The 21,903-nt window shown below is 50.0% G+C and carries 14 protein-coding genes; 1 reads left to right on the top strand and 13 read right to left on the bottom strand.

The features are described from left to right. Window positions 1-2: 2 nt before the first annotated feature. The 13 genes from GmarT_RS06010 to nusA form a co-directional block, all read right to left on the bottom strand. Window positions 3-1,028, bottom strand: a complete 1,026-nt coding sequence (locus GmarT_RS06010; protein WP_002649164.1) for a dihydrodipicolinate synthase family protein — start codon at window positions 1,026-1,028, stop codon at window positions 3-5. 89 nt (window positions 1,029-1,117) lie between these two features. Further along, window positions 1,118-3,277 (bottom strand): Na+/H+ antiporter NhaC family protein, encoded by a 2,160-nt coding sequence (locus tag GmarT_RS06005; protein WP_002649165.1) that lies wholly within the window; start codon window positions 3,275-3,277, stop codon window positions 1,118-1,120. Window positions 3,278-3,440: 163 nt separating this feature from the next. Next, entirely contained in the window at window positions 3,441-4,691 is a 1,251-nt protein-coding gene (locus GmarT_RS06000; protein ID WP_044240194.1) for a sensor histidine kinase, read from the bottom strand. A gap of 83 nt (window positions 4,692-4,774) precedes the next feature. Continuing rightward, window positions 4,775-5,359: a response regulator gene (locus tag GmarT_RS05995; protein WP_002649167.1), complete on the bottom strand. Its 585-nt coding sequence runs from the start codon at window positions 5,357-5,359 to the stop codon at window positions 4,775-4,777. A gap of 555 nt (window positions 5,360-5,914) precedes the next feature. Continuing rightward, window positions 5,915-7,747, bottom strand: a complete 1,833-nt coding sequence (mnmG, locus tag GmarT_RS05990) for a tRNA uridine-5-carboxymethylaminomethyl(34) synthesis enzyme MnmG (protein ID WP_002649168.1) — start codon at window positions 7,745-7,747, stop codon at window positions 5,915-5,917. Between the two features lie 38 nt (window positions 7,748-7,785). Continuing rightward, a complete protein-coding gene (ruvB, locus tag GmarT_RS05985) occupies window positions 7,786-8,856 on the bottom strand; it encodes a Holliday junction branch migration DNA helicase RuvB (protein ID WP_044240199.1) in 1,071 nt (356 codons plus the stop codon). Between the two features lie 357 nt (window positions 8,857-9,213). Next, window positions 9,214-10,317: a hypothetical protein gene (locus GmarT_RS05980; protein ID WP_002649170.1), complete on the bottom strand. Its 1,104-nt coding sequence runs from the start codon at window positions 10,315-10,317 to the stop codon at window positions 9,214-9,216. Window positions 10,318-10,348: 31 nt separating this feature from the next. Next, complete coding sequence (locus tag GmarT_RS05975; RefSeq protein WP_002649171.1) at window positions 10,349-11,101, bottom strand: YebC/PmpR family DNA-binding transcriptional regulator; 753 nt, start codon at window positions 11,099-11,101, stop codon at window positions 10,349-10,351. Window positions 11,102-11,212: 111 nt separating this feature from the next. Further along, window positions 11,213-13,486, bottom strand: a complete 2,274-nt coding sequence (locus GmarT_RS05970; protein WP_002649172.1) for a tetratricopeptide repeat protein — start codon at window positions 13,484-13,486, stop codon at window positions 11,213-11,215. A 246-nt stretch (window positions 13,487-13,732) separates the two neighbouring features. Beyond that, window positions 13,733-14,662 carry a hypothetical protein gene (locus tag GmarT_RS05965; RefSeq protein ID WP_002649173.1) on the bottom strand — a complete coding sequence of 310 codons (930 nt, stop codon included), beginning with the start codon at window positions 14,660-14,662 and terminating at the stop codon, window positions 13,733-13,735. A gap of 78 nt (window positions 14,663-14,740) precedes the next feature. Continuing rightward, window positions 14,741-15,160 (bottom strand): 30S ribosome-binding factor RbfA, encoded by a 420-nt coding sequence (rbfA, locus tag GmarT_RS05960; RefSeq protein WP_002649174.1) that lies wholly within the window; start codon window positions 15,158-15,160, stop codon window positions 14,741-14,743. Between the two features lie 38 nt (window positions 15,161-15,198). After that, window positions 15,199-17,994, bottom strand: coding sequence for a translation initiation factor IF-2 (infB, locus tag GmarT_RS05955; protein WP_149302480.1), 2,796 nt, complete (start codon window positions 17,992-17,994; stop codon window positions 15,199-15,201). 110 nt (window positions 17,995-18,104) lie between these two features. Beyond that, window positions 18,105-19,589: a transcription termination factor NusA gene (gene nusA, locus GmarT_RS05950; protein ID WP_002649177.1), complete on the bottom strand. Its 1,485-nt coding sequence runs from the start codon at window positions 19,587-19,589 to the stop codon at window positions 18,105-18,107. Between the two features lie 852 nt (window positions 19,590-20,441). Between nusA and GmarT_RS05945 the strand changes: the two genes are divergently transcribed. Continuing rightward, window positions 20,442-21,863 carry a tetratricopeptide repeat protein gene (locus GmarT_RS05945; RefSeq protein WP_081459622.1) on the top strand — a complete coding sequence of 474 codons (1,422 nt, stop codon included), beginning with the start codon at window positions 20,442-20,444 and terminating at the stop codon, window positions 21,861-21,863. Window positions 21,864-21,903 lie beyond the last annotated feature (40 nt).

Raw genomic sequence — 21,903 nt, 5'->3', positions numbered from 1 at the left:
CCTTAGAGAAGATTACGGCGATTGAGTTCTGCGACAACACGTTGCACGATTTGTGAAACATCGTTGTTGCCGAGCTCTTCCGTAATTCCAGTGGCACAACCACCGATGGGCTCATTGGTAAAACCATGTTCGGAGAGCATGCACTGCAGAGTCCGACTCAGAGTCGAAATATCTGTCTTCTGCTCTGATGTGATTGGCTGCCGTCCCTGCCCCATCTGAAAACCACGCAGTTCAACCGCAGCCCGGAATCCTTCCGGGAATTCAGCGGAATAAATCATCGTGTCGAACAAGGTCAACAAGTCATACTGCACACGGCGGGCTTCATCCAGTTGAGCCGACATCGTCAGGTCATACAACTTGCGTGTCAGTTCAGGAACAACGCCCGAACTCGCATTGGTCCCGCCATCCGCACCACTCAACAGTAACGGCATTAATGCGGCATCCCAGCCTGTCAGAAATGAGAACTCGGGACGATTCGGACGCACTGCCTGAATCATACGGATCATATTGGGAATGTCCCCTGAAGAATCTTTGATCGCCACGATCTTCTCGCACTCTTCTGACAGACGCTGAATCGTAGGCACATCAATGGGACTGGCGAACATCGGAATATTGTAAAGCGTCACGTCGATCGGAGTATTATCACCAATTTCCTTGAAATAAGCATAAACCGAGGCTGGACTCAATTTGTAATAAAAGGGGGCTACAATCGCGACGGCACGGATCCCCAGGCCATGATAATACTCACAGGCCTTGATGGTTTCTCGAACATTCGCCTCGGCGGCACCGGCCAGAATGGGAACGCGGCCTCGAGTCTGATCTGCGATGATCGCGACGATCCGTCGACGCTCCTCTGGTGTGAATCGAGTAAATTCCCCCGTGGAACCATTGGGATACAGACCGTGCACCCCTTTTTCAATCAGCCAGTCGATATAACGTCTGAGCTCCGGCTCATTGATTTCGCCGTGAGAGTCAAAAGGGACCAGATTGGGTGTAAATATTCCACTGAGCTTGGATTGGGGATTCATTCGGGGAGCTACCTATACTTAAAAACAGATTCGCTAACTTACGGAGTATAGGAAGAGTATAGCATACATATCAAAGGGACGACACAGTTTCAGGCCTCTTCAACGGCCCCTTCTGCAGACTCTGGATCATCTTCGGAATCTGAATCATTCGTATCGATTATGCCCGCTTCGTCGGGTTCACGATCCTCAGAAAGGTTAAAATCCTCAGCACGCACCCCGGCATCCAATAGTTTTTGGGCCTCAGCTTCGGCAGATTTCCCGTAAAACTGCAGGATCAGAAATAATACAACCAGGCCGACCGGCAACAGAATATATGGCTGGATCCCGAAGCCTACCGGGATATATCCAAAGACTACCGATACGATGGCAACGGTTAACGCGTAAGGCATTTGTGTCAGCACGTGATCCAGATGGTCAGATCCCGAAGCTGCGGAAGAGAGTACAGTGGTATCCGAAATCGGGGAGCAGTGATCTCCGAAAATCGCTCCCGCCAATACACCGCCGATTGTCCCCAGCATCAGATGATGATTCGGATCCGCTTCATTTAAGGGAACCAGCAGGCTGTAAGTCAATGAAATCGCTAAAGGCATCAGCAGCCCCATCGTGGACCAGGAACTTCCCGTCGCAAAACTGACAGCAGCCGCTAACAGAAATGTAATCGTTGGCATCCAGTTAGGAGACAGACTGCCTGAAAGCAGCTCCACCAGTACACCAGCGGTATTCAGATGGTTTTCATCACACACCGTCGCGACTGCCCAGGCCAGTACCAGAATCAGAATCGCCAGGAACATGCTCTTCGCTCCCGCGGACCAGGCCTCAACACATTCATTCAGGGACAGTGCTTTGGTAAAACTGCAACTGGCAACGGCAGAGATAGAAGCCAGAAAAGAGGAAATCAACAGCACCCGGTTGGGTGAAGCATGCTCCAGAATTTTACTCATTGATTGATCCAGTAACGGTTTCCCCTCCTCGAGCCGTTCCAGATTCAGCCGATCGATTTCAATCGTTCCCGTCCACCATAGACCAATCATCGCCAACCCGAGTAACACGGATAGTGGTATCAAAGCATTACGTAACAGTTGACGGCGGGCCAGTTCACCATTATCTGAACCCAGCTCAGCTTCCACGACATTAAAACGCCCCGGTCGCACCAGCTGGTTAAATGCAATCGCCCGCGTTTCGGCTTTGAGCATCGGTCCATAATCGTTACCCAGATAAGCCACTAACCAGACAAAAGCCAGCAGATGCAGCGGATAAAACCGATAAGGCAGACTGTATAAAAAAGTGGTGTAGTAATCCTCGCTGATCCCCAGACTGCTGTAGGTATCAGCTATATATCCGATTTCCACACCCACCCAGGTCGAGATGATCGCGATCCCGGATACCGGAGCCGCCGTGGAATCCACCAGAAATGCCAGCTTCTCGCGCGAAACTTTCATGCGGTCAGTAAAGGGACGCATGGAAGTTCCTACCAGCAGTGAGTTGGCATAGTCATCAAAAAACACGACCAGCCCCAGGAACCAGGTCATTAACTGACTGTGCTCACGCTTTGTTGAATAACGCGAGAGACGGTTGACCAGCGCAGCAGTTCCCCCGCCGGCCGACATCACTCCGACCATCGCCCCCAGAAACATCGTAAACAGAATGATCATCATATGGGAATAGCTGCTGCTACCCGGCTCGACAATCTCATGAATCACGAACGTATCCAGAGTATGCACGAAACCCAGAAACAGATTCCCATGGGCTAATATGACTGCACCGAGCCAGATGCTGACCAGTAAGGCCAGAATGATATTTCGAAACCAGATCGCGAGTATGACAGCGATAATGGGAGGCAGCAGACTTAACCAGCGTGAGATACGGTATACCACGACTGTAGCGGTGCCCCGAATGTCAGGATCAACAACAATTGTATCCGCAGTAATGAAGACCTTCTGATTTTGTGCCAGATCCGTTTTGAGTTCGAGTACCCCGTTTTCAAATGGAGGCAATGCCGTATCAACGTCTCTAACCCATAATTCCAGGCCAATAATCTGTTTGGGATGCCCCGAGAATTCCGTATCGAGAGTTCCATCCAGTTTGAGAGCACGCAACGTAACCTGACCAACGGGAATACCAATCACGGCAATCGGGGGCGCTTCAATCTCGTAGCGGGCAGGTTCCTGCTTGAGGGGCACATCCGTAATCTGATCGGTCTGTGCCAGAAAACTGGTTAAAATAATCAGCAATGAATGAATCGCCGCCATCGTCCCTCAGGCTGCTTAATCAAAAATAGATTGGTTCGGCGGATTGCAAAATTTTTATCACGCCATCCAGTGAACGTCCTGCTCGGTATATTGAAACCGATCCCCGTCTGATCTGCAAGCGATGATTTCAGAAAGCGAACACTTTCACGAATCCGGTCGCCAGCTAATTCTCTGTCTCATCAAGTGGCCAGAACAGATGGAACGTCACACCACGTTCCTGACAGGTCTCAGCCTCAATTTGACCTCCATGCAGTTCTACAATTCGCCAGCATTTGGAAAGGCCAAAGCCGAGCCCGCGCCCCGCCTGCCTGGCTGAGTAGAATGGGTCAAACAGGTGCTCCTGCTCCTGCTCTGACAGGCCTGGACCATCATCTGTAATTTCTAAATGCACCATCGGAACCGCATCCACGATTTTTTCTTTCGCAGAAATACATATCTGTCCGCCCGGTTCCAGCACATTCAGGCAGTTCAACATCAGATTACTGATCACAACTTTTAACTGTGTTTCATCCGCCCGGAGGCAGGGCACTCCTGGGAGATCAACGGTCAACAGAACACCCGAATCCTGGATCGCCTCATGCAGGCTATGTTGAACGTCATTGATCGTTTTAGAAAGATTGACCGCTGTCGGTCGGGGAGCAGGCGGTCGGCCAAACAGCATGGCATCGCCGATCATGTCCCGGATTCGATATGCCTGCCCGCCAATCGTCGCCAGCGACTGTCGACGTTCCGGATCGGTCTCCTGTTTCAGCAGCATCTGTACCCGCCCGGCAATCGTGGCGACCGGATTATTAATCTCATGCCCGGCACCTGCAGCAAATTCGGCCATCGCTTCCAGCTTGTCGGTGCTCGGTAAAACTCGCTGCCTGATAGTTTTCCCCTGTTCCACTTCAGTCTGGCAGGTATGACAGTCATCGTGTTGAGAGTCTTGTCGATTCCCTGTTTCCCATGCCTGAGTGAGAAGTCGACGGCTGATTTCTGTTAGTTCAGAACTCAGCGCAAGCAAATCATTCGAACTCTGATTCGAAAACAGAAACACACCCGCCAGAGAAATCTGCGCACAGGGGATCGCGATATAATGAAAGGAACTACTGGAGATCAGGGAAAAAGGTCGCCCCTGCTCTGCAATGGAACGAGCCTGTTCGGTAAGGGAGCGACTCTGATCAATCCGAATCGACGCCTGCGTGAAACAGTCTGCTTCCGCCTGGGACCGACGAAACAACCCGGCGGTTAATTCCAGGGATTCCTGATCGAACTGAACCAGATAAGCGGCTTTTGCAGCGGTGGCTTCACACCAGACGGCTGCCAGTTCTCCCAGCACAGAATCCAGAGATTCAATCGGGATTAATGAAAACAGTCGTCGGTAAAAAACATCCGGCAGGCCAAGGCTCACTCCACCGGTTTCGCTCGCCATCAGACGCTCCATTTAACAGTAGCCACGACGATCGGAAGCGCAATCCGATCGTCATGTTACTGATATTTCACCTGACTCTGAAATCAGCCGGCAGTATGAACAGATTCCAGATTCAGAAGCGTACAGACGCGATCGGCTAACTGCTCTACTTCAAACGGCTTTTGCATAAAGTCATTTGCACCGGCGGCTTTCAGATCGTCAATCTTGTCTGCTTCAACCATACCACTGATGCAGATAATTTTGACATCGTCCATCGAGGAATCACTGCGAACCCGCTGGCAGACTTCCTTACCATTAATATCAGGCAGCATGACATCCAGAATAATGATGTCCGGATGATATTCTTTCACCATCATCCCGGCGTCAAAGCCGTTATTTGCTACGCGAATTTCGAAGCGGGAATCCGCTTCCAGTACGTCGCGAATCAATTCTACCAACTCTTCATCGTCATCCACGATTAAAGCTTTACGCTTTCCACTTTCCAGGGCATCAGTCGGAATTCCGTTGTCTTTCATAAACTTAAACAACACGTCGCGCGGAATTCTACGAAAGCGAGAGCCGGGTACCCGAAATCCCTTTAATTGGCCTGAATCAAAACAGCGAATAATCGTTTGTTGACTCACTTTGCAAATCTTTGCGGCTTCGCCCGTGGTAAAGACCGTTTTCATATTGCTCATCCATCCTTTGAAGACCCGCCCCTAAGCTGCGGGAAAGACCAAGCGCTGTAAGGCTATTACAACATGCAATAACCGAGCCCCTGCGCAGAAGTAGTGATGACCCGATCATCAACACCGCTGCATGAAACTGACATCTCCATAATCAGCCTCTTACCTATTTACCTGAAAATGAGGTAAAGCGATAATAAACCGCATCCTCCAAGGTGCAGTTCTGTGGCCCGTTCACTTGCCAAACGCCACTGATTTTCCAGACGCTTTAAGTATCCCACATAGATACAAACGCCAAAACTTTCAATACCGCTTGACTTTACCAGTATTATCAATAACTCCGATTGTATCTATTCTGACGATATGGTCAACACGCATTCGCTATCTTGACTGAATTATTGAAATAAACGCCGACTGCCCTTACACTTACACGCATTAGAAACAGGGAGAATCATCGCAGAAAAGCATTTTCTGCGGTTTTAAACAGTATGAATAGACGGCAAAAACCCCCAGCGCAGCAAAGAGTTACGATTTTTTGATCACCTGCATCGAGAATGATCAGGTCGCCAGTCGGCTGGAACTGTTTAAATAAAGTACTAAAACTGTCAGGTCAGCCGGCGTTACCCCACTGATTCTCCCTGCCTGCCCGATGTTTCGTGGCTTGACGCGGCTCAGTTTTTCCTTGGCTTCATTTCGCAGATTCGGAACCAGCTGGTAGTCGATATGATCTGGAATGTGCAGAGTTTCCACATTCTTCTGCTTCTCAATTTCAGCAGTCTGGCGTTTGATGTAGCCTGCATACTGAACTTCGATCAACGTCTGCTCGATGGCCCGTTCAGAGAGTGGGAACGCTTTTAATTCCGGTGCAAATCCGCAGATATCTTCCCAGCCGGTATCCTGCCGCCGTAACCATTCTTCCAGAGTCTGGCCCTGATATCGGTTACCGCGAATGAACTCCATAATTTGACTGATTTCTGCTTCGTATGCCTGAAACTGTTCCCAGCGTTCCTGGCTGACCGAACCGATACGCTGACCAATGGGCGTCATCCGCCGATCCGCATTATCCTGCCTGAGCAGTAAACGAAACTCGGCTCGTGAGGTAAACATCCTGTAGGGTTCATCAACGCCTTTCGTCACCAGATCATCGATCAGTACTCCCAGATAGGCTTCGTTACGATCGAGAATGAGATCCTCTTTCCCAGCAATCTTTAATGCGGCATTCAATCCTGCCAGCAATCCCTGCCCGGCTGCTTCCTCATAACCGGTGGTCCCGTTCAACTGTCCGGCGAAATAGAGCCCGGCAACCCGCTTGGTTTCCAGCGTGGGTTTTAACTGTGTCGGAGTCGCAAAATCATATTCCACCGCGTAGCCGTAACGCATGATTTCCGTTTTTTCCAGACCCCGGATGGAATGGATCATCTCATCCTGCACATCACGTGGCAGACTGGTTGAAATCCCGTTGCAGTAATACTCGTTCGTATAACGCCCTTCCGGTTCCAGGAAAATCTGATGGGAATTACGTTCAGAGAACCGTACCACTTTATCTTCGATGGAAGGACAATAGCGCGGCCCGGTTGAGTTGATCTGTCCGGAATACATGGGCGCCCGATGCAGATTCTCATTGATCACTCGATGGACGTGCTCGTTGGTTTCGGTCAGATAGCAGGGCATCTGCTCTTGAGTCAGCTTCTCAGTCATATAGGAAAATGGCTGGGGACGTTCATCTCCGGGCTGTTCTTCCAGCACAGAAAAATCAATTGTGCGTCCATTCAGACGTGCGGGTGTTCCCGTTTTAAATCGCTGTAGTTCAAAGCCCAGTTGTGCCAGGCTGTCGGACAGGGTTCCCGTCGTTCCTTCCCCAGCGCGTCCCCCTTTGGTCTTTGCTTCTCCCGTATGCATGATTGCCTGCAGGAATGTGCCCGTTGTCAGAATCACGGCGCGCGCCCGATAGGTCGCATCGCCGTGCACTTCCACTCCGCAAATCTGATCATTTTCGACGATCAGACTTTTCACGATTTCCTGCCGCAAAGCCAGGTTGTCCTGTTGCTCTACCTTCCACTTCATGCAGAACTGATACGCTTTTTTGTCCGCCTGTGCCCGGGGGCTGTGCATGGCGGGACCTTTGGAGAGATTGAGCATCCGGAACTGAATTCCGGTCTCGTCGATCACGCGCCCCATTTCACCACCCAGGGCATCGATTTCACGAACGATCTGGCCTTTCGCCACTCCACCAATCGCAGGGTTACAGCTCATCTGTCCGACCGTATCGCAGTTCATCGTTAAAAGCGCTGTTTTGGCCCCCAGCCTTGCAGAAGCCAGAGCAGCTTCACAGCCGGCGTGCCCTGCACCAACGACAACGATATCATAATCATACGAAACGGAATGACTCATGGTTCTTCTTTGTAAAATAAGAGTATGTAATTCAGATACTATCTGAAGAGACTGCCACCCGCAGGAGGGTTCAGGTTTAAATGCTCCATCGCGGCCATGGTGACAATACGACCTCGGGGGGAACGCTGGATAAATCCGCAACGTAATAAGAACGGTTCCACTTCGTCTTCCAGGGTATCCGCCGGAATGTTCAAGGTATGCCCCAGCGCCTGTACTCCCGCAGGTCCGCCGGAAAATGTTTTCACCAGGGCTTCCAGATAACGACGATCCTGGCGTTCCAGTCCCAACTGATCAATCTCCAGCATTTCAAAGGCGCGCTTCACCACTTCGTTGGTAATCTTACCATCCGCCTTACTTGTGGCAAAGTCACGCGCCCAGCGCAACAGATTATTCGCTTTCCGTGGTGTCCCCCGGCTACGACGGGCAATCTCAAAAGCGGCGTCATCCGTGATTGGTGTTTTCAGTTTGCGGGCATTCCTGCGGACGATTTCTATCAGTTCCTGATCTTCATAAAAGTCCAGATGCTCGCGGCGGACAAAACGATCCCGCAAAGGAGCCGTCAGCATCCCGCTCCGCGTCGTCGCACCAATCACAGTGAACTTCTGCAGTTTCATGTTAACGGTCCGGGCATTCAGACCTTCACCCAGAGTAATATCCACCCGGAAATCTTCCATTGCAGGATAGATAAACTCTTCGACAGTCGCCGGCATCCGGTGAATCTCATCAATGAACAGAAACGATCCGTGGCTGGCATTCGTCAGAAAAGGGAGCAGGTCTTTTGGTGCACTTAAAGAAGGGCCAGAGGTGATCTGCAGTTCGGTCCCCAGTTCCCGAGGCAGTACCGATGCCAGAGTCGTTTTTCCCAATCCGGGAGGTCCATCGAGCAAAAGATGGCCCAGTGGTTCATTGCGCTTCCGCGTGGCATCCAGAAAGACTTCCAGACGTTCCACAACGGCACGCTGCCCCACCACTTCGCTCAGACGCTGAGGCCGTAAAGCGTCATCGTACTCACCATCGTCGGCCAGAAAACTGGAATCCCAGCCGTCTTCACCACCCGAAGAAAGATCTTCCGGTTCATCATCTCCCTTAATGACAGGCTCTCGTACCATACTTCCATCCACACCCTGATATGCATTCCATTGTGCGATCGCTTCATGCCAAGCATGATACTTGAACTCAAGTGCACGGAAGACGACACCATCAACCTCAGTAGTGGTCAATGTACACTGCGCGAAGCGACTCTGCCTCGTTTAACGGCTGGTATCATAGCAAATCAGCCGCCCTGCCGTAAAACCCCCGGAGCTGCTCACCGCTCCGAATCCGGATTTAATCTGAAGCCCTTAATCCGCCGCCCATTGAACAAAAAGAACAGGAGGGCAAATGCAATGCAACTTCAGATCTCATGCCTGAAGGTCCAGGACCTGAAGATTTTACACCAGATGCTTTCTGACCTGACGTCTGGGCGATTATTGATAAGTCATCTCTGCATAACTCACGGTACCAAGTACCGAGTAAAACGGGATCACCATCAGATATATGAAAGCCATGAAACCGAAAAACATGAGAAAGACCATAGTCTGTGCTGGCCCCCCCGCCTGTTCTACGGAGGACATCATTGCCAGGAGCAACAAATAGGGCACGATCGAAACTCCGGCCATGATCAGATAGATCAGGAACATGCTGAACTTATTCCCGGCGGTGACTTTTCTTGATTCCGTGAAAGCGTCAATCCCCGGTAAATCCCGGTCAATCAGCAGAAAGGCATACGGCCAGAACATAAACACGATAATCAAACCCGGAATGATAAAAGCCACAAGTCCAGCCATATAGGCAAGACCAAAAACAATACTGCACAGTATCATTCTGCCTAAAAAAGGACCTCCACTGAAGATTTCCCCCATTTCAGGGTGCTCACCTCGAACCATCTTCAATAAATATTTCATCACCCCCAGCATCAGATAAAATACGATACTGTAAATAATTAATATTGCCACAAAGTAGAAGATTACTCCAAAGACAACAATCAGACTCTGATCGCCTTGCCCCAGTCCCAATACCAGTGCTCCCGCAAATCCAATTGCCATCAAAATCAGCATGACCACGACTGCCGCTACGACATAGAGAACATAGGCCAGAATATGGATTCCAATGATAGATCCCAGGTTAGCTTTATAGACTTCCCAGGTGCGGGAGAAAACATCGCCCACCTTAATTTTGCGGGGCACCCATTCCCCTTTCTGCAGCATTTCTCCACAGTGTTGGCACCGTTTTGAACCAGCAGGGCTCGATTCTCCACACATGGGACAATCGGTCTGGTTCCCCGCCAGAAAGCTATCTTCTTCCCGCACAGGACCTTCAGCCAGAAAGCTCTGATCTTCCGGAACCGGTGTCTCGGAATCAAGTCGATCAAATTCATCAAAACCGTCATCTGTTTGAGCAGAGGGAGAGGGTTCGGGTGCAGGGACAAGGATCGGTTCGCCACACTGTGGGCACTTGGCACGGCGTCCGGCTTTGTCATCAGAGGTTTTCAGGACTTTATTACAATGCGAACAACTGAATTCAATCGTCAATGTGGGATCCCCTGTCCTGTTTACCTGGTGTTTAGTCGGCTAAAACCTCTGCCATGATGTCTTCCGGAATATTGAAATTCGCGGTTACGCTTTGCACATCATCATGATCTTCCAGTGCCTCCATGAGTTTCAATACTTTTTTACCATCTTCTACTCCCAGATCAACGGTTGTATCCGGAATTCGCGATAACTCGGCCAGATTGGTAGGTATATTGCGTTTTTCAAATTCTTCCGAAACCTGCTGAAATGCATCTATGCTGCACGTGACTTCGAAAACATCTCCGTTCGCAGAGACATCATCAGCGCCGACTTCCAGCGCGACTTCGAACAGTTCATCTTCCTCAATCGCATCAGAGGGAATCAGGAACAGGCCTTTTCGCTCGAACATCCAGGCGACACACCCCGTGCTGCCCAGGTTCCCGCCATGCACTTCAAAGATCTTGCGGACTTCACCAGCGGTTCGATTTCGATTTTCCGTCAGGATATCACACAAGACTGCCACACCAGCGGAACCATACCCCTCGTAGACCAGTTCTTCAAAATTTTCGCCGGATAATTCACCACAGCCTTTTTTAACAGCGCGGTCAATATTTTCTTTCGGCATACTGGCTTTGCGGGCTTTGTCGATCGCATACCGCAACGCCAGATTCATGACAGGGTCTCCCCCGCCATGCTGTGCCGCTACGATGATCGCACGACTCAACTTGCCAAAGAGTTTACCCCGCTTCTTATCGACCACGCCTTTCTTGGCGGCGATATTTGCCCAATGAGAATGACCTGCCATTTGTAACTTTACTCAGCTCTAAGTATGCGTGAATTCACTGCGAACGAAGGACGCAGAAAAGAATAAATACCGGGCCTTATATTACAATAAACGGACAGGGAAAGAAATCGATTACTGGTTCAGTTTTTTCTGAAGCTGATCAATCAATTTCGGGTCTGCAGGAGAGGACTGTTGTGCTTCTTCCAGCGCTTTCTTCCAGAGCTCATTCGCTTCTTTGGTTTTATTAAGCTTGTGATAGCAGTCTGCCAGATGATCCAGGATCGTACTGTCCCCACCGCCCGGCAACTTGCTGGCTTTCTCAAGATATTCAGCCGCTTCCTGGTAACGTTCCAGCTTGAATAAAACCCACCCCATACTGTCAAGGTAAGCCATATTGTCCGGTTCGGATTTCAAAGCGATCCGAATCATCTTTTCCGCTTTTTCAAGGTTTTTCCCCTGGTCTGCATACAGATAACCCAGGTCATTATTGATCGAAGGATTCTCAGGATCGTCCGCCAGCATCTCCTCCAGGACGGCTTCCCCTTTGCCAATCTCCCCCTGTTGTACATAGGTATTTGAGAGCATCATCTTCACCTGGTAGACCCGCTCTTTCTGTTCGGGATATTTTTTGATGAATTTCTGCATCTGCACAATGGCTTTTTCCCAGTCGTGGCTGTGATAGTAAATCCAGGCGTGCTGGTAATCCAGCAGAGGGAATTTGGGTGCTGCCTGCCGCGCTTCTTCATTCACTTTGATCGCTGCTTCTGTCTCTCCATTTCGCTCACGTGCATCCGCCAGGAAATACAACAGGTTGATTCGCTGCGGTGCCAGCAATGGGTTCTCAACCGCTTTCTGTAGCAGGACAGCCAGTTCCCCATACTTGTCTTCTTCACGTAGCAGCTGACTGTACTCTTGAAGAATCAACAGCGTCCAGTTACCGCGAATCTGTGGTTTTTCGTGTTTAGCAGCGGCATCCATGGCAAACTGATAAAACTCGGAGGCAGCAGCCTTCCGATCGGCTTCGGAAGCGAGTTTCGCAATCATGAAGGCAGAAAACACGTCTACTCCGGGTGGATCCTGTTTCTTCAACTTCTCCGCTTCCGCAATCAGACCTTTCACCAGCTCCGGATCTTTCGACATCCTTTCCAGATTAGACTGGATTCGCTGAACGCCATCTCCGGTCTGTACAATCTTAGAAAGTGTCTCGATTAACTTGGCATACTTTTGATTTTTCTGATACAGCGATAACAGGCCTGCCAGGCCTTCTGTATCTGAAGACTCTCCAATGGATTCAAGATAGGTTTTCTCTGCATCATCAAAACGATCATTTTCACCGTACTGTTCGGCCAGATAATAATGCAGAGTCCGGTTGAAGCGATCTTTTTCTGCGAGTTTTTCCAGCTGGGGAATCACGTCGGCCTGGCGATTCAATGCTGTTAAGATTTCCGTTAAAAATTCATAAGCTCTGCGTCCCTTGGACTGCAGTTGTTCATCGAAATAAGACTGCAGGGAATCCAGAGCCTGTTGATACTGTTTGGACTGAAAATAAACCTGTGCCAGGTGATATTTCAGAATTCCGGGACGCCCCTTCTGAGAATCAGCCGCTTTATTAAAAGCGTCTACAGCCAGTTTGAGGCGGTCTGTTTCCAGAAAGGACTGGCCAATTCGCTCATACAGTTTGCCCTGCTTGGCTTCCAGTTGTGAACGTGTATTGTACTCGAATGTAAATTCTTCCGGTTTCGTAAGGGCGCGAAATACGACTTCCCAGCACTGGGCGGCTTCCTCTTTTTTCCCCAGCCGCTCGTACAGATTTGCCTGATCGTGCTGGATAATCACATAGACACCCGACTTCTTATCAATCGAAGGAGAATCCGAAGCCTTTTTCAGAAAAGTGACCGCCTCTTCAAAACGTCCCTGTCCTGCCATATGCAGACCCAGTTTCCGCATCAGCTCATAGTCTTCGGGATCCAGCTCAACCGCCTTCTGAGCATATTCAATGGCTTCCTCGGTTTTATCCAGACCGGAAGCCAGTCTGATCAGCACACGGTAAATCTCGATTGAATTTGGGTTATATTCCATCGCCTTTTTATAGGCATCGTAGGCGCCGATGAAATCATTACGTGCCTCACGCATTCGCCCGGTCATATACCAGGCTGCAGAATCGATTTCTTTCTGATCCACAGGCGTGCGGGGTGTTGCAGGTACAAAAGGCAACACCACATCGTCGGCAATCCCTTCTTCCAGAGAGAATACCCTGGGAGCTTTCTGCTTTTGAGCATCTTTCTCGCCCCCCTTCTTCCCCGGCATTTTCGCAGACAGAACACCCTGTCCGGTTGTCATCACATATGCTGCCAACAACAGTATCAGACAGGCCCTTAAGATTGGCGTCCGGGAAAATTGACTCATCGTTCAACTCCATTATCAGAAATAGAGAATCTCTATACTCAATCGGAAACCGGCAGCTGCAAGTGCGCAACAACCTGCCGGGCACGTTCATTGTAACGCGTCTTCACTATCTTCTCCAAGGCTGGTTTTGCAGGAATCCGTTATTTTCGCCTTGGGATACAGAAGATCTGGCAAAATTACAGGGGAGAAGACTTCTCTCTCAGTCAGATCAGTCAGCATGAATCGACTGAGGACAGCGTTGCCAGCTTATTTTTTGGTAGAAGAGGATTTCTTTTTCGGCACTTTTTTTGTAGTCGTAGTGCGTTTGGCAGCAGGTGCTTTGCCGGTCGTTTTTTTGACCGTTTTTTTGGCTGCCTTTGTTTTCGCGGGGACTTTCTTTTTGACTTTGGTCGCCGCTGTTTTTGTTTTCGAAGAAGCTTTCGCCTTCTTCTTTTTTACTACTTTTTTCTTCTGCTTCGAAAGCGGATTAGCAAACATGGCTTCCATTCGACTGGGAGCATCCATCAGATTGACGCCCTCTTCGGGCAGCGGATTTTTTACCAGGTTGAAGTCGGCAGCCAGTTCTTCATCCGTTGCCAGGCAACGCAGCAGATGGCTGAACAAGGGCGCATCTGTTTTCCGCACGGTGGACTTCAAAGTGTCACTTGCTGTTTCAATGGACTCTTCTTCGGGCAGCAGTCCCAGCCATTTACTGGCATTCAGAATTTTTTCATCGGCCGGTACAAGGTGGCTCCCCAGCACAACCTGCAGCGTATGATTCAGCACAAAAGGTGTTAAGGTTTTCATGCGGGCCAGCTGCTTCTGAGCCTGCTCCAGAGTCTTCTTGCGCATCATCTCCAGATCGAAACAGAACTCTTTATCAAACACATACTGCAATACAGTCCGGATGCGGTACGCACGCCATTCAGCATCACCCACGTCTGCAAACACCAGTTCCAGCTCCGATATCGTACTGACACGAATCTCATTCAGATCATGAAAACCATCCAGCAAAGCGTCGAAAACGACGTCTGCTTTTTCGTTTGTCGTATTCTCCAGGCAGATCGCATGCAGAATGGTCTCGAGCACGGGGCGATCGTACTTCGGTAAAGTGGCTGAATAGCGTTTCTTAAGCGACGCAATCAGCTTCTTGCAAACAGCCTGTTTATCTGATGTGGAAATTTTTTTAGTAACCATATCTGTCTGTACAATATTTGAGATGTATCAATTGGAAAGTAAGAATACAGTTCTTTTCATGGATGGAAGCACTGCCTGCTATTCCTGAGGATTCTCTTCGTCAGTGCCCCGTACTTCTTCCGAAGAAGAATTTTCTGCTAACTCTTCCGCTTCTCTCTCGACCTGTAACTCATCCAGAATACGAATCGTATCCAGTGAATCTTTCACGGCAGTGTCCAGCACAAATTTGATCACGGGAGTATATTTGGTTTGAATCCGATCTGCGATTTTGGATTGGAGAAACCCTTTCGCAGATTGCAGCCCGTGCATACAAAGCGCCTTTTCCTTTTCATCCCCCATGATCGAAATATAAATCTTGGCTGACTGCACATCAGGTGCAACATCAACATGCAGGACTGTCACATTCCGGATCCGGGGATCGCGCAAATGCAGCAGAATCGTTGTACTTACTGTTTCTAATATCGCCTGTGCGATTTTTTCTAATCGACGTGATGTCATTCAGTTTCCACCAGCATTCCTGTTTGAATCGATCCAGCTTATGAACTGGAATCGAGAGTTCGTTTCACCTCATTAATCCGGAATGCCTCCAGCAGGTCTCCTTCTTTAATATCATTGAATCCAGAGAGCAGAATACCGCACTCCATGCCTTCGCGTACTTCCTTGACATCATCTTTTTCACGTTTCAGGGAAGCGATCGGATACTGATTCAATATTTTCTGATCTCGAATCAGATGCACGCGGTCATTTCGATTGATCGTACCGTTCAGCACGCGACAACCGGCAATTTTTCCATAACGGCTGATGGAGAACGTCTGTAGAACCAGAGCACGCCCGGTCTGTTCCTGAACCAGTTCAGGACGTAGCATGCCTTCCAGTGACGCCCGAATATCATCTACTACTTCGTAGATAATACTGTAACGTCGAATCTCAACGTCTTCCTGTGTCGCCAGGTTCAAGGCACGATCTTCTGCAACCACATGGAACGCGATGATAATCGCATTCGAGGCGCTTGCCAGATACACGTCGCTTTCATTGACCCCGCCAATCCCTTCGTGCAGAATTTTGACGCGGACTTCCGGGTGTTCAAATTTATTGATTTCACTGCGAATGGCTTCAAGAGAGCCGGGAGTATCTGCCTTGAGAATCAAAGGCAGATCCTGAATCGCCCCTTCGATCGCTGACCCCAGGATATCTTCCAGGGTTCGTGGCCCGCCACTGTGCCGGGCCAGCGTGTCGGCACGACCTTCATGCCGTCGCTCTTCTGCCAGTTCCCTGGCCTGATCGATGGTTTCCACAACCACAAAATGATCGCCTGCACCAGGAACGGAATCCAGACCGGTAACCTTGACTGGCGTAGAAGGAGGTGCTTCCTCAATCTGCTGATCCGTATCATCGTACATGGCACGAATATAACCGTATGATTTACCACAAATAACGGCATCACCAATCCGCAAGGTCCCTTTCTGAACAATCAGCCAGGCGACCGAACCACGACCTTCATCGCGGAAACCTTCCAGGCAGGCTCCCACGGCAGGCCGATTTGGATTTGCTTTAAGCTCATGCAGTTCGGCTGTCAGCAACAGGGTTTCCAGCAGGTTATCCAGCCCCATTTCCTTTAAGGCTGAAACGCGGACCACATCCGTTTCTCCCCCCCATTCCGAGGGCAGAACGTTTTGCGAAGCCAGCTCCTGCATTACTTTCTGTTCATTGATGTCCGGCAAATCTATCTTATTCAGTGCCACGACCATCGGAACACCGGATGCCTTCACATGACTGATACTTTCAGCCGTCTGAGGCATCACTCCGTCGTCAGCGGCAACGACCAGTACCACCATGTCAGTTACATTCGCTCCCCGAGACCGCATTTCACTGAATGCGGCGTGACCGGGTGTGTCTACAAAAGTCAGTTTATGACCGTTATATTCGATCTGATAGGCGGCAATATGCTGTGTAATGCCGCCTGCTTCACCTTCAACGACTTTGACATTGGACTTCCTCAGGGTATCGACCAGGGTCGTTTTACCGTGATCGACATGCCCGAGAACTGTAATAATTGGCGGACGGGTTACCAGATCTTCTGGAGCGTCTTCCTGTTCGATAATTTCGGTGACTGATTCCAATGCGCCTCGTTGCCGTTTAAAGGTTAAATCAACTCCCAGTTCCATCGCGACTGCCAGGGCGACATCTTCTTCGATGATCTGGTTAATGGTGACCATCTCACCAAATTCCTTGAACATGATGGACATAATCGCTTTGGCAGGACGCCCCATTGCTTCGGACAGACTCCGCACCGTCATCGGCACTTCCACTTCCGCCTCGGTCTTGTGGACGACATTACCTGTATCATGCTTCCGCTTGGAACGGCGGGGGCGGCGGCCAACGACATCCTGCTGCTCCGACCCTTCGCCTGAGAATCCCCGGCGACCTTCCTTACGCTGTTCGCGACGCTGCTTACGCGCTTCGACCAGACTCAGGCTGCCACGACGGGTCTTCAAATCGTCATCCTGGGGATCCCGGTCTTTTTCTTTCTTTTTCTGCTCTGTATGTTGTGCCAGATGAGCAGCCAAGGGGCTTTTCTGCTCCAGAATATCAGCAGTCAAACGCACTTCCGGCTTTTGTGCCTTCTCTTCTTTTTTCTTGGGCTTTGGAATCACCGGCTGCTTATAGGCAGGAGGCGCTGCTACGTTCGGCAATGCAGACTTCGGCTTCGCTTTCGGTTGAGGCTTGCTTGAGCGGGTTGATCCAATTGGTTTCATTTCTCGAATATTGGAACCGGAGGCGCCACCAGCGGGAACATAATCATCGCGGGTCATCGCCTGATCAGATTCTGGCTTGGCGGCAGTTTCCTCAATTGATTCCTCTGACCGACGCTTGAGTGCCGCGGAGCGTCCTTCAGCAACTTCTTCTGTTTCTTCAATCGACTCATCATCCTGACTGGTGGTGACCTCGTCTTCTGAAACAGTCTCCGCTTCCTCTTGTTCAACCACTACCCCAGATGCACCTTCTTCGGAATAGGAGTCTTCATCAGAAGTACCGGATGACTTCTGGGTCGAGGAACGGGACGGCTGCGGACGGGATGTCATCGTCTTGATATTACGCATCTTCGGTTGTTCCCGTTGAGGCGTCAGAGTCTCCTGGGCGGAGGACTCCTCGGAACTGACGGCAGGTTTCCCCTTCTGTTCCAGATATGCAATAACAATGTCACGTTCGTCGGGCGTAATGCTGGCCAAAGCGGAGTTTTTCAACTTCACCCCGGCTTTGTTACATTCATCGATCAGCACTTTGCTGTCCATGCCCAACTCTTTTGCAAGAGCAAAAATACGAATCTTCAACAGCCCTTCTCCCGTGAACAAATCTGCAATACGTTTTCAAATCCTGTCAGACTGAAACGATTTGCCTGATGAGGCAACAACCTCATAACACTTACTCGTAATCGAATGAACTATTCCTGCTTCTCGGTCGATTCTTCCGGAGAATTTTCTACATTCACCGGTTCCTCAACTGGTACTTCATCAGGAACAGTCGTTTCGTCTGCCTCTTCGGCATTCTCTGTATCATTTACATCAACAGCGGTTTCTTCAACCGCCTCATTTTCTGCAACAACCGGTTCTGGTTCTGCAACTGCCGGTTCTGGTTCTGCAACTGCCGGTTCTGGTTCTGCAACAACCGGTTCTGACTGCTTCTCTTCTTCGGATTCAGGCGTATCCGACTCCTTAGCAACTGCGGCAGCCGGATTCTTCTGAGCAATTCGCATTGCTTCTTCTTCTGCTTCGACACGTTCACTTTCCCGGTCCGCCACTTCGACAATCTGTTCACACTGCTCGGCTGTCAGGCCACCCAGTTCTGCCAGTTGGTCCGGCTCAATCACAGACAGATCGTAGTAACTGAAGAAACCCTGTGAAACCAGGCTCTCCGCCAGTTCTTCAGACACGCCCGGGATTGAAGAGAACGCTTCCACTGTTTTATCCAGTTGCTCGTCCAGCTCCGTTTGCGTCATGACTTCAATGTCCCAACCGACCAGTTTGGAGGCCAGACGCACGTTCTGACCTTTACGGCCAATCGCCAGAGGCAACTGATCGTCTCGAACCAATACGATCACGCGGCCCAGCATCGGGCACAAAATGACATCTTCCACTTCCGCAGGCTGGAGTGAATTCGGCACCAGCACCTGCAACGAGTCGTTCCAGCGAACGATGTCGATCCGCTCGCCAGCCAACTCGTCAACAATATTTTTAATCCGGGCTCCCCGCATGCCGACACAGGCACCAACACAGTCGATACTGCTGTCAATACAGGACACAGCGACTTTAGAGCGATATCCGGCTTCCCGCGCCAGCGAACGCACATCAATAATCCGATCGGCCACTTCCGGGATTTCGAGTTCAAATAACCGGCGTACCATATCAGGGTGAGTTCGTGAAAGAATCACCTTGACGCGACTACCCGCTTTACGAACATCCAAAACAACTGCACGTACACGGTCATTCACACGGAAAGACTCGCCAGGGATCTGTTCGCCTCGCGGCAGAATTCCTTCAATTTTACCCAGGTTGACCAGCACCGCACCACCTTCGACACGGGAAACGGTCCCCGAAACCGACTGGTACTGCATCTCCATGTATTCATCAAAAACCGTATCGCGTTCTGCTTCACGAATTTTCTGAATCATGACCTGCTTAGCTGTCTGTGCCGCGACTCGCCCCAGAATTTCGCCCAGAATGTCCTTACCCAGTTTGTCGCCATCACAAAGAACGGTTGGTTCGCCTGTATCTCGGTCAATGTCTACAGAAAGCTCATGGTCATCTCCAAAGTGACGACGCGCAGCCGACAGGATGGCCTGTTCAATTCCACCAAACACGATCTCTTTATCGATACTTTTATCGCGTTGAATGGCATCAACAATCCGGAGAACTTCCTTACCGTCCATAATTGTGTTTCCTTCATTCGACAGTTGAGATCTTCAACTGACTCGAAAACTACTCAAACAAGATCTGAAACTGGTCAAATCTATTTATATACCGCGGGAACTTAAGCCCCAGCGATACCGCTATTAACAAAAAAAAGCGGGAACATGCCCACTTTATGACTACCCGCACCACCGCAAAACGGTCGTCAGGCGTAGCCGCGATTGGTATTTTACAATACAAACAAACGCGACAATCGGATTGGTGAGCCAATGCTCGTGTTCCAACCAGCCTACATATTTGAGGACTCCATTCGAGTTTACGAATGCCGATATCATCACAAAGAAACAAACAGCCCCAGTGGCATGTCACCCCTTGCAAGCACAATGCGTACTGAACACCAGTATGCAAAACAATTGCGCATAAAGCACCACTACAATGAATGCTTCACTATCAACAGAAATTAATCTTCGCGCGTTCAGATGTCAAGCACCGCAGGCAACTATTTCATAACGACTTAACTTCACCGAAATTGATTTACCAAAACAGCAGCAGACACGGAAAACCTGTACAGTTATCCGGCAACATTTCAGTTATTACCTCAAAATTCCCGGTATATCAAATTCAGGACTTTCTTTACGACGAGTGCAGATTGATCTCCATAGAAACGCGAAACTTCTATACTATCATACGCAGAGCCCCGAAAAGGACGACCACTTTTTTAACGATGGCCGTGCTGCTTCTGAGTTCACCTACTGTAACTTTCTGAAGGATTAATCCCGGATAACGGCAACTGAAGCTACCTGTTTCATGTTGAATCTGCTCGAAAGAATCACATATTCTTCTACCCTCAAATTTTGAAGGACAACCCTGAAATGTCTCGCCTTTTACTTTTGCTGATTCTTTGCGCTGGAATCCCGCTCCCTGCATCTGCTCAACCCCCCGCTGCTACAAACGACCCTTATGCTCAACAGAAAATCCAGGCCGACCAGGCACAGCAGCAAGGGGACTACGCAAAATCGATCGCACTCACTTCGCAAATCCTGCAGCAGAAACCCGATGACCATGTTGCCTATTACCTGCGAGCCAGCGCCCGTGTCGAAGCAGGCCGCGCACAGGGCAACGTCCAGTCCATTCGCGAAGGAGTAGCCGACGCACGTGAGGCAATCCGGCACAGTCGAAACCAGAACATAAATTACTACCTGCCTTACCTGTACGGGATGATGAACCTGGCCGTCATGGAAAACAAGAAAAGCCATGCAGAGACGGCATTGACCGTCGCAAACCAGGTCCTGGCCCGTCCGGAACTCACTCCGGAAGAAAAAGCCAACTTCCACTACCAGCGCGGCATGATCTACCTGCCATTAAACAAACCGCAGGAAGCAGCACAGGATTTTACAGAAACCATCAAACTGTCACCTGACCACTTTGCAGCACTTCTTGCTTTGCCTGACGCCTATGCTCTCGCCGGGAATAACGAGATGGCCCTGGCGAGCTTCAATCAGGTCATTCAGAAACAACCCAATTCTCCGGTCGTCTATAACAACCGGGCCATGTTTTACCAGCAGCAGGGAAAGCTCCAGGAAGCCATCAATGACTTCTCCCGGGCGATCCAGATCGAACCGAAGTACCATCATGCAATTACGAACCGGGGGTTTGCCTATCTCGAAGGAGGAAAACCGGACACTGCAGAAGCTGACCTGACACAATCTTTGTCCATTGAACCCAATCAGCCATTTGTTCTGGGCATGCGCGGTGAGGCACGACTCCTGCAGGGGAAAATCACCGAAGCGATTGCGGACCAGAAAAAAGCAGTTCAGATGGACCCGCAAAACCCTGCCCTACACTCCGACCTGGGGTTCTCCTATTTCTTTAACAAAGAATACCCCTCTGCTTTATCCGAATTCAAACTGGCTGCACAGCTGGCTCCGGAACAGATGAAAGTCCTCGATCCCTGGGTTTACCTGGCGATGGTCCAGAGCAATCAGAAATCTGCCGCCGATGCCCGGTTCCAGTCGGCTATCGCCAAAAAACCGGACGATCGCGACTCCGTTGACAACCTGCTTTTGTTTTTGATGGGGGCTATTTCGAACACGGAACTGCTCGACTCCATCGATCAGAAAGATGTAGAACGGGCGAAAGCACAAATCTGTGAAGCCTACTTTTTCATTGGACAGAAAGCACTTCTGGCTGGCGACTCGGCAACCGCTTCCCAGAATTTCCAGGCCTCACTGAATACAAACATGAAGGGCCTCTCCGCTTATCGTGGTGCCCAGTATGCCCTGAAGAAATTTTAATATTGAATCATCGGGAAACAACAAAAGCCTCGTAAGGATT

Source organism: Gimesia maris, assembly GCF_008298035.1.
Classification (GTDB): Bacteria; Planctomycetota; Planctomycetia; order Planctomycetales; family Planctomycetaceae; genus Gimesia; species Gimesia maris.
This window is presented reverse-complemented; position numbering and strand designations above follow the sequence as displayed.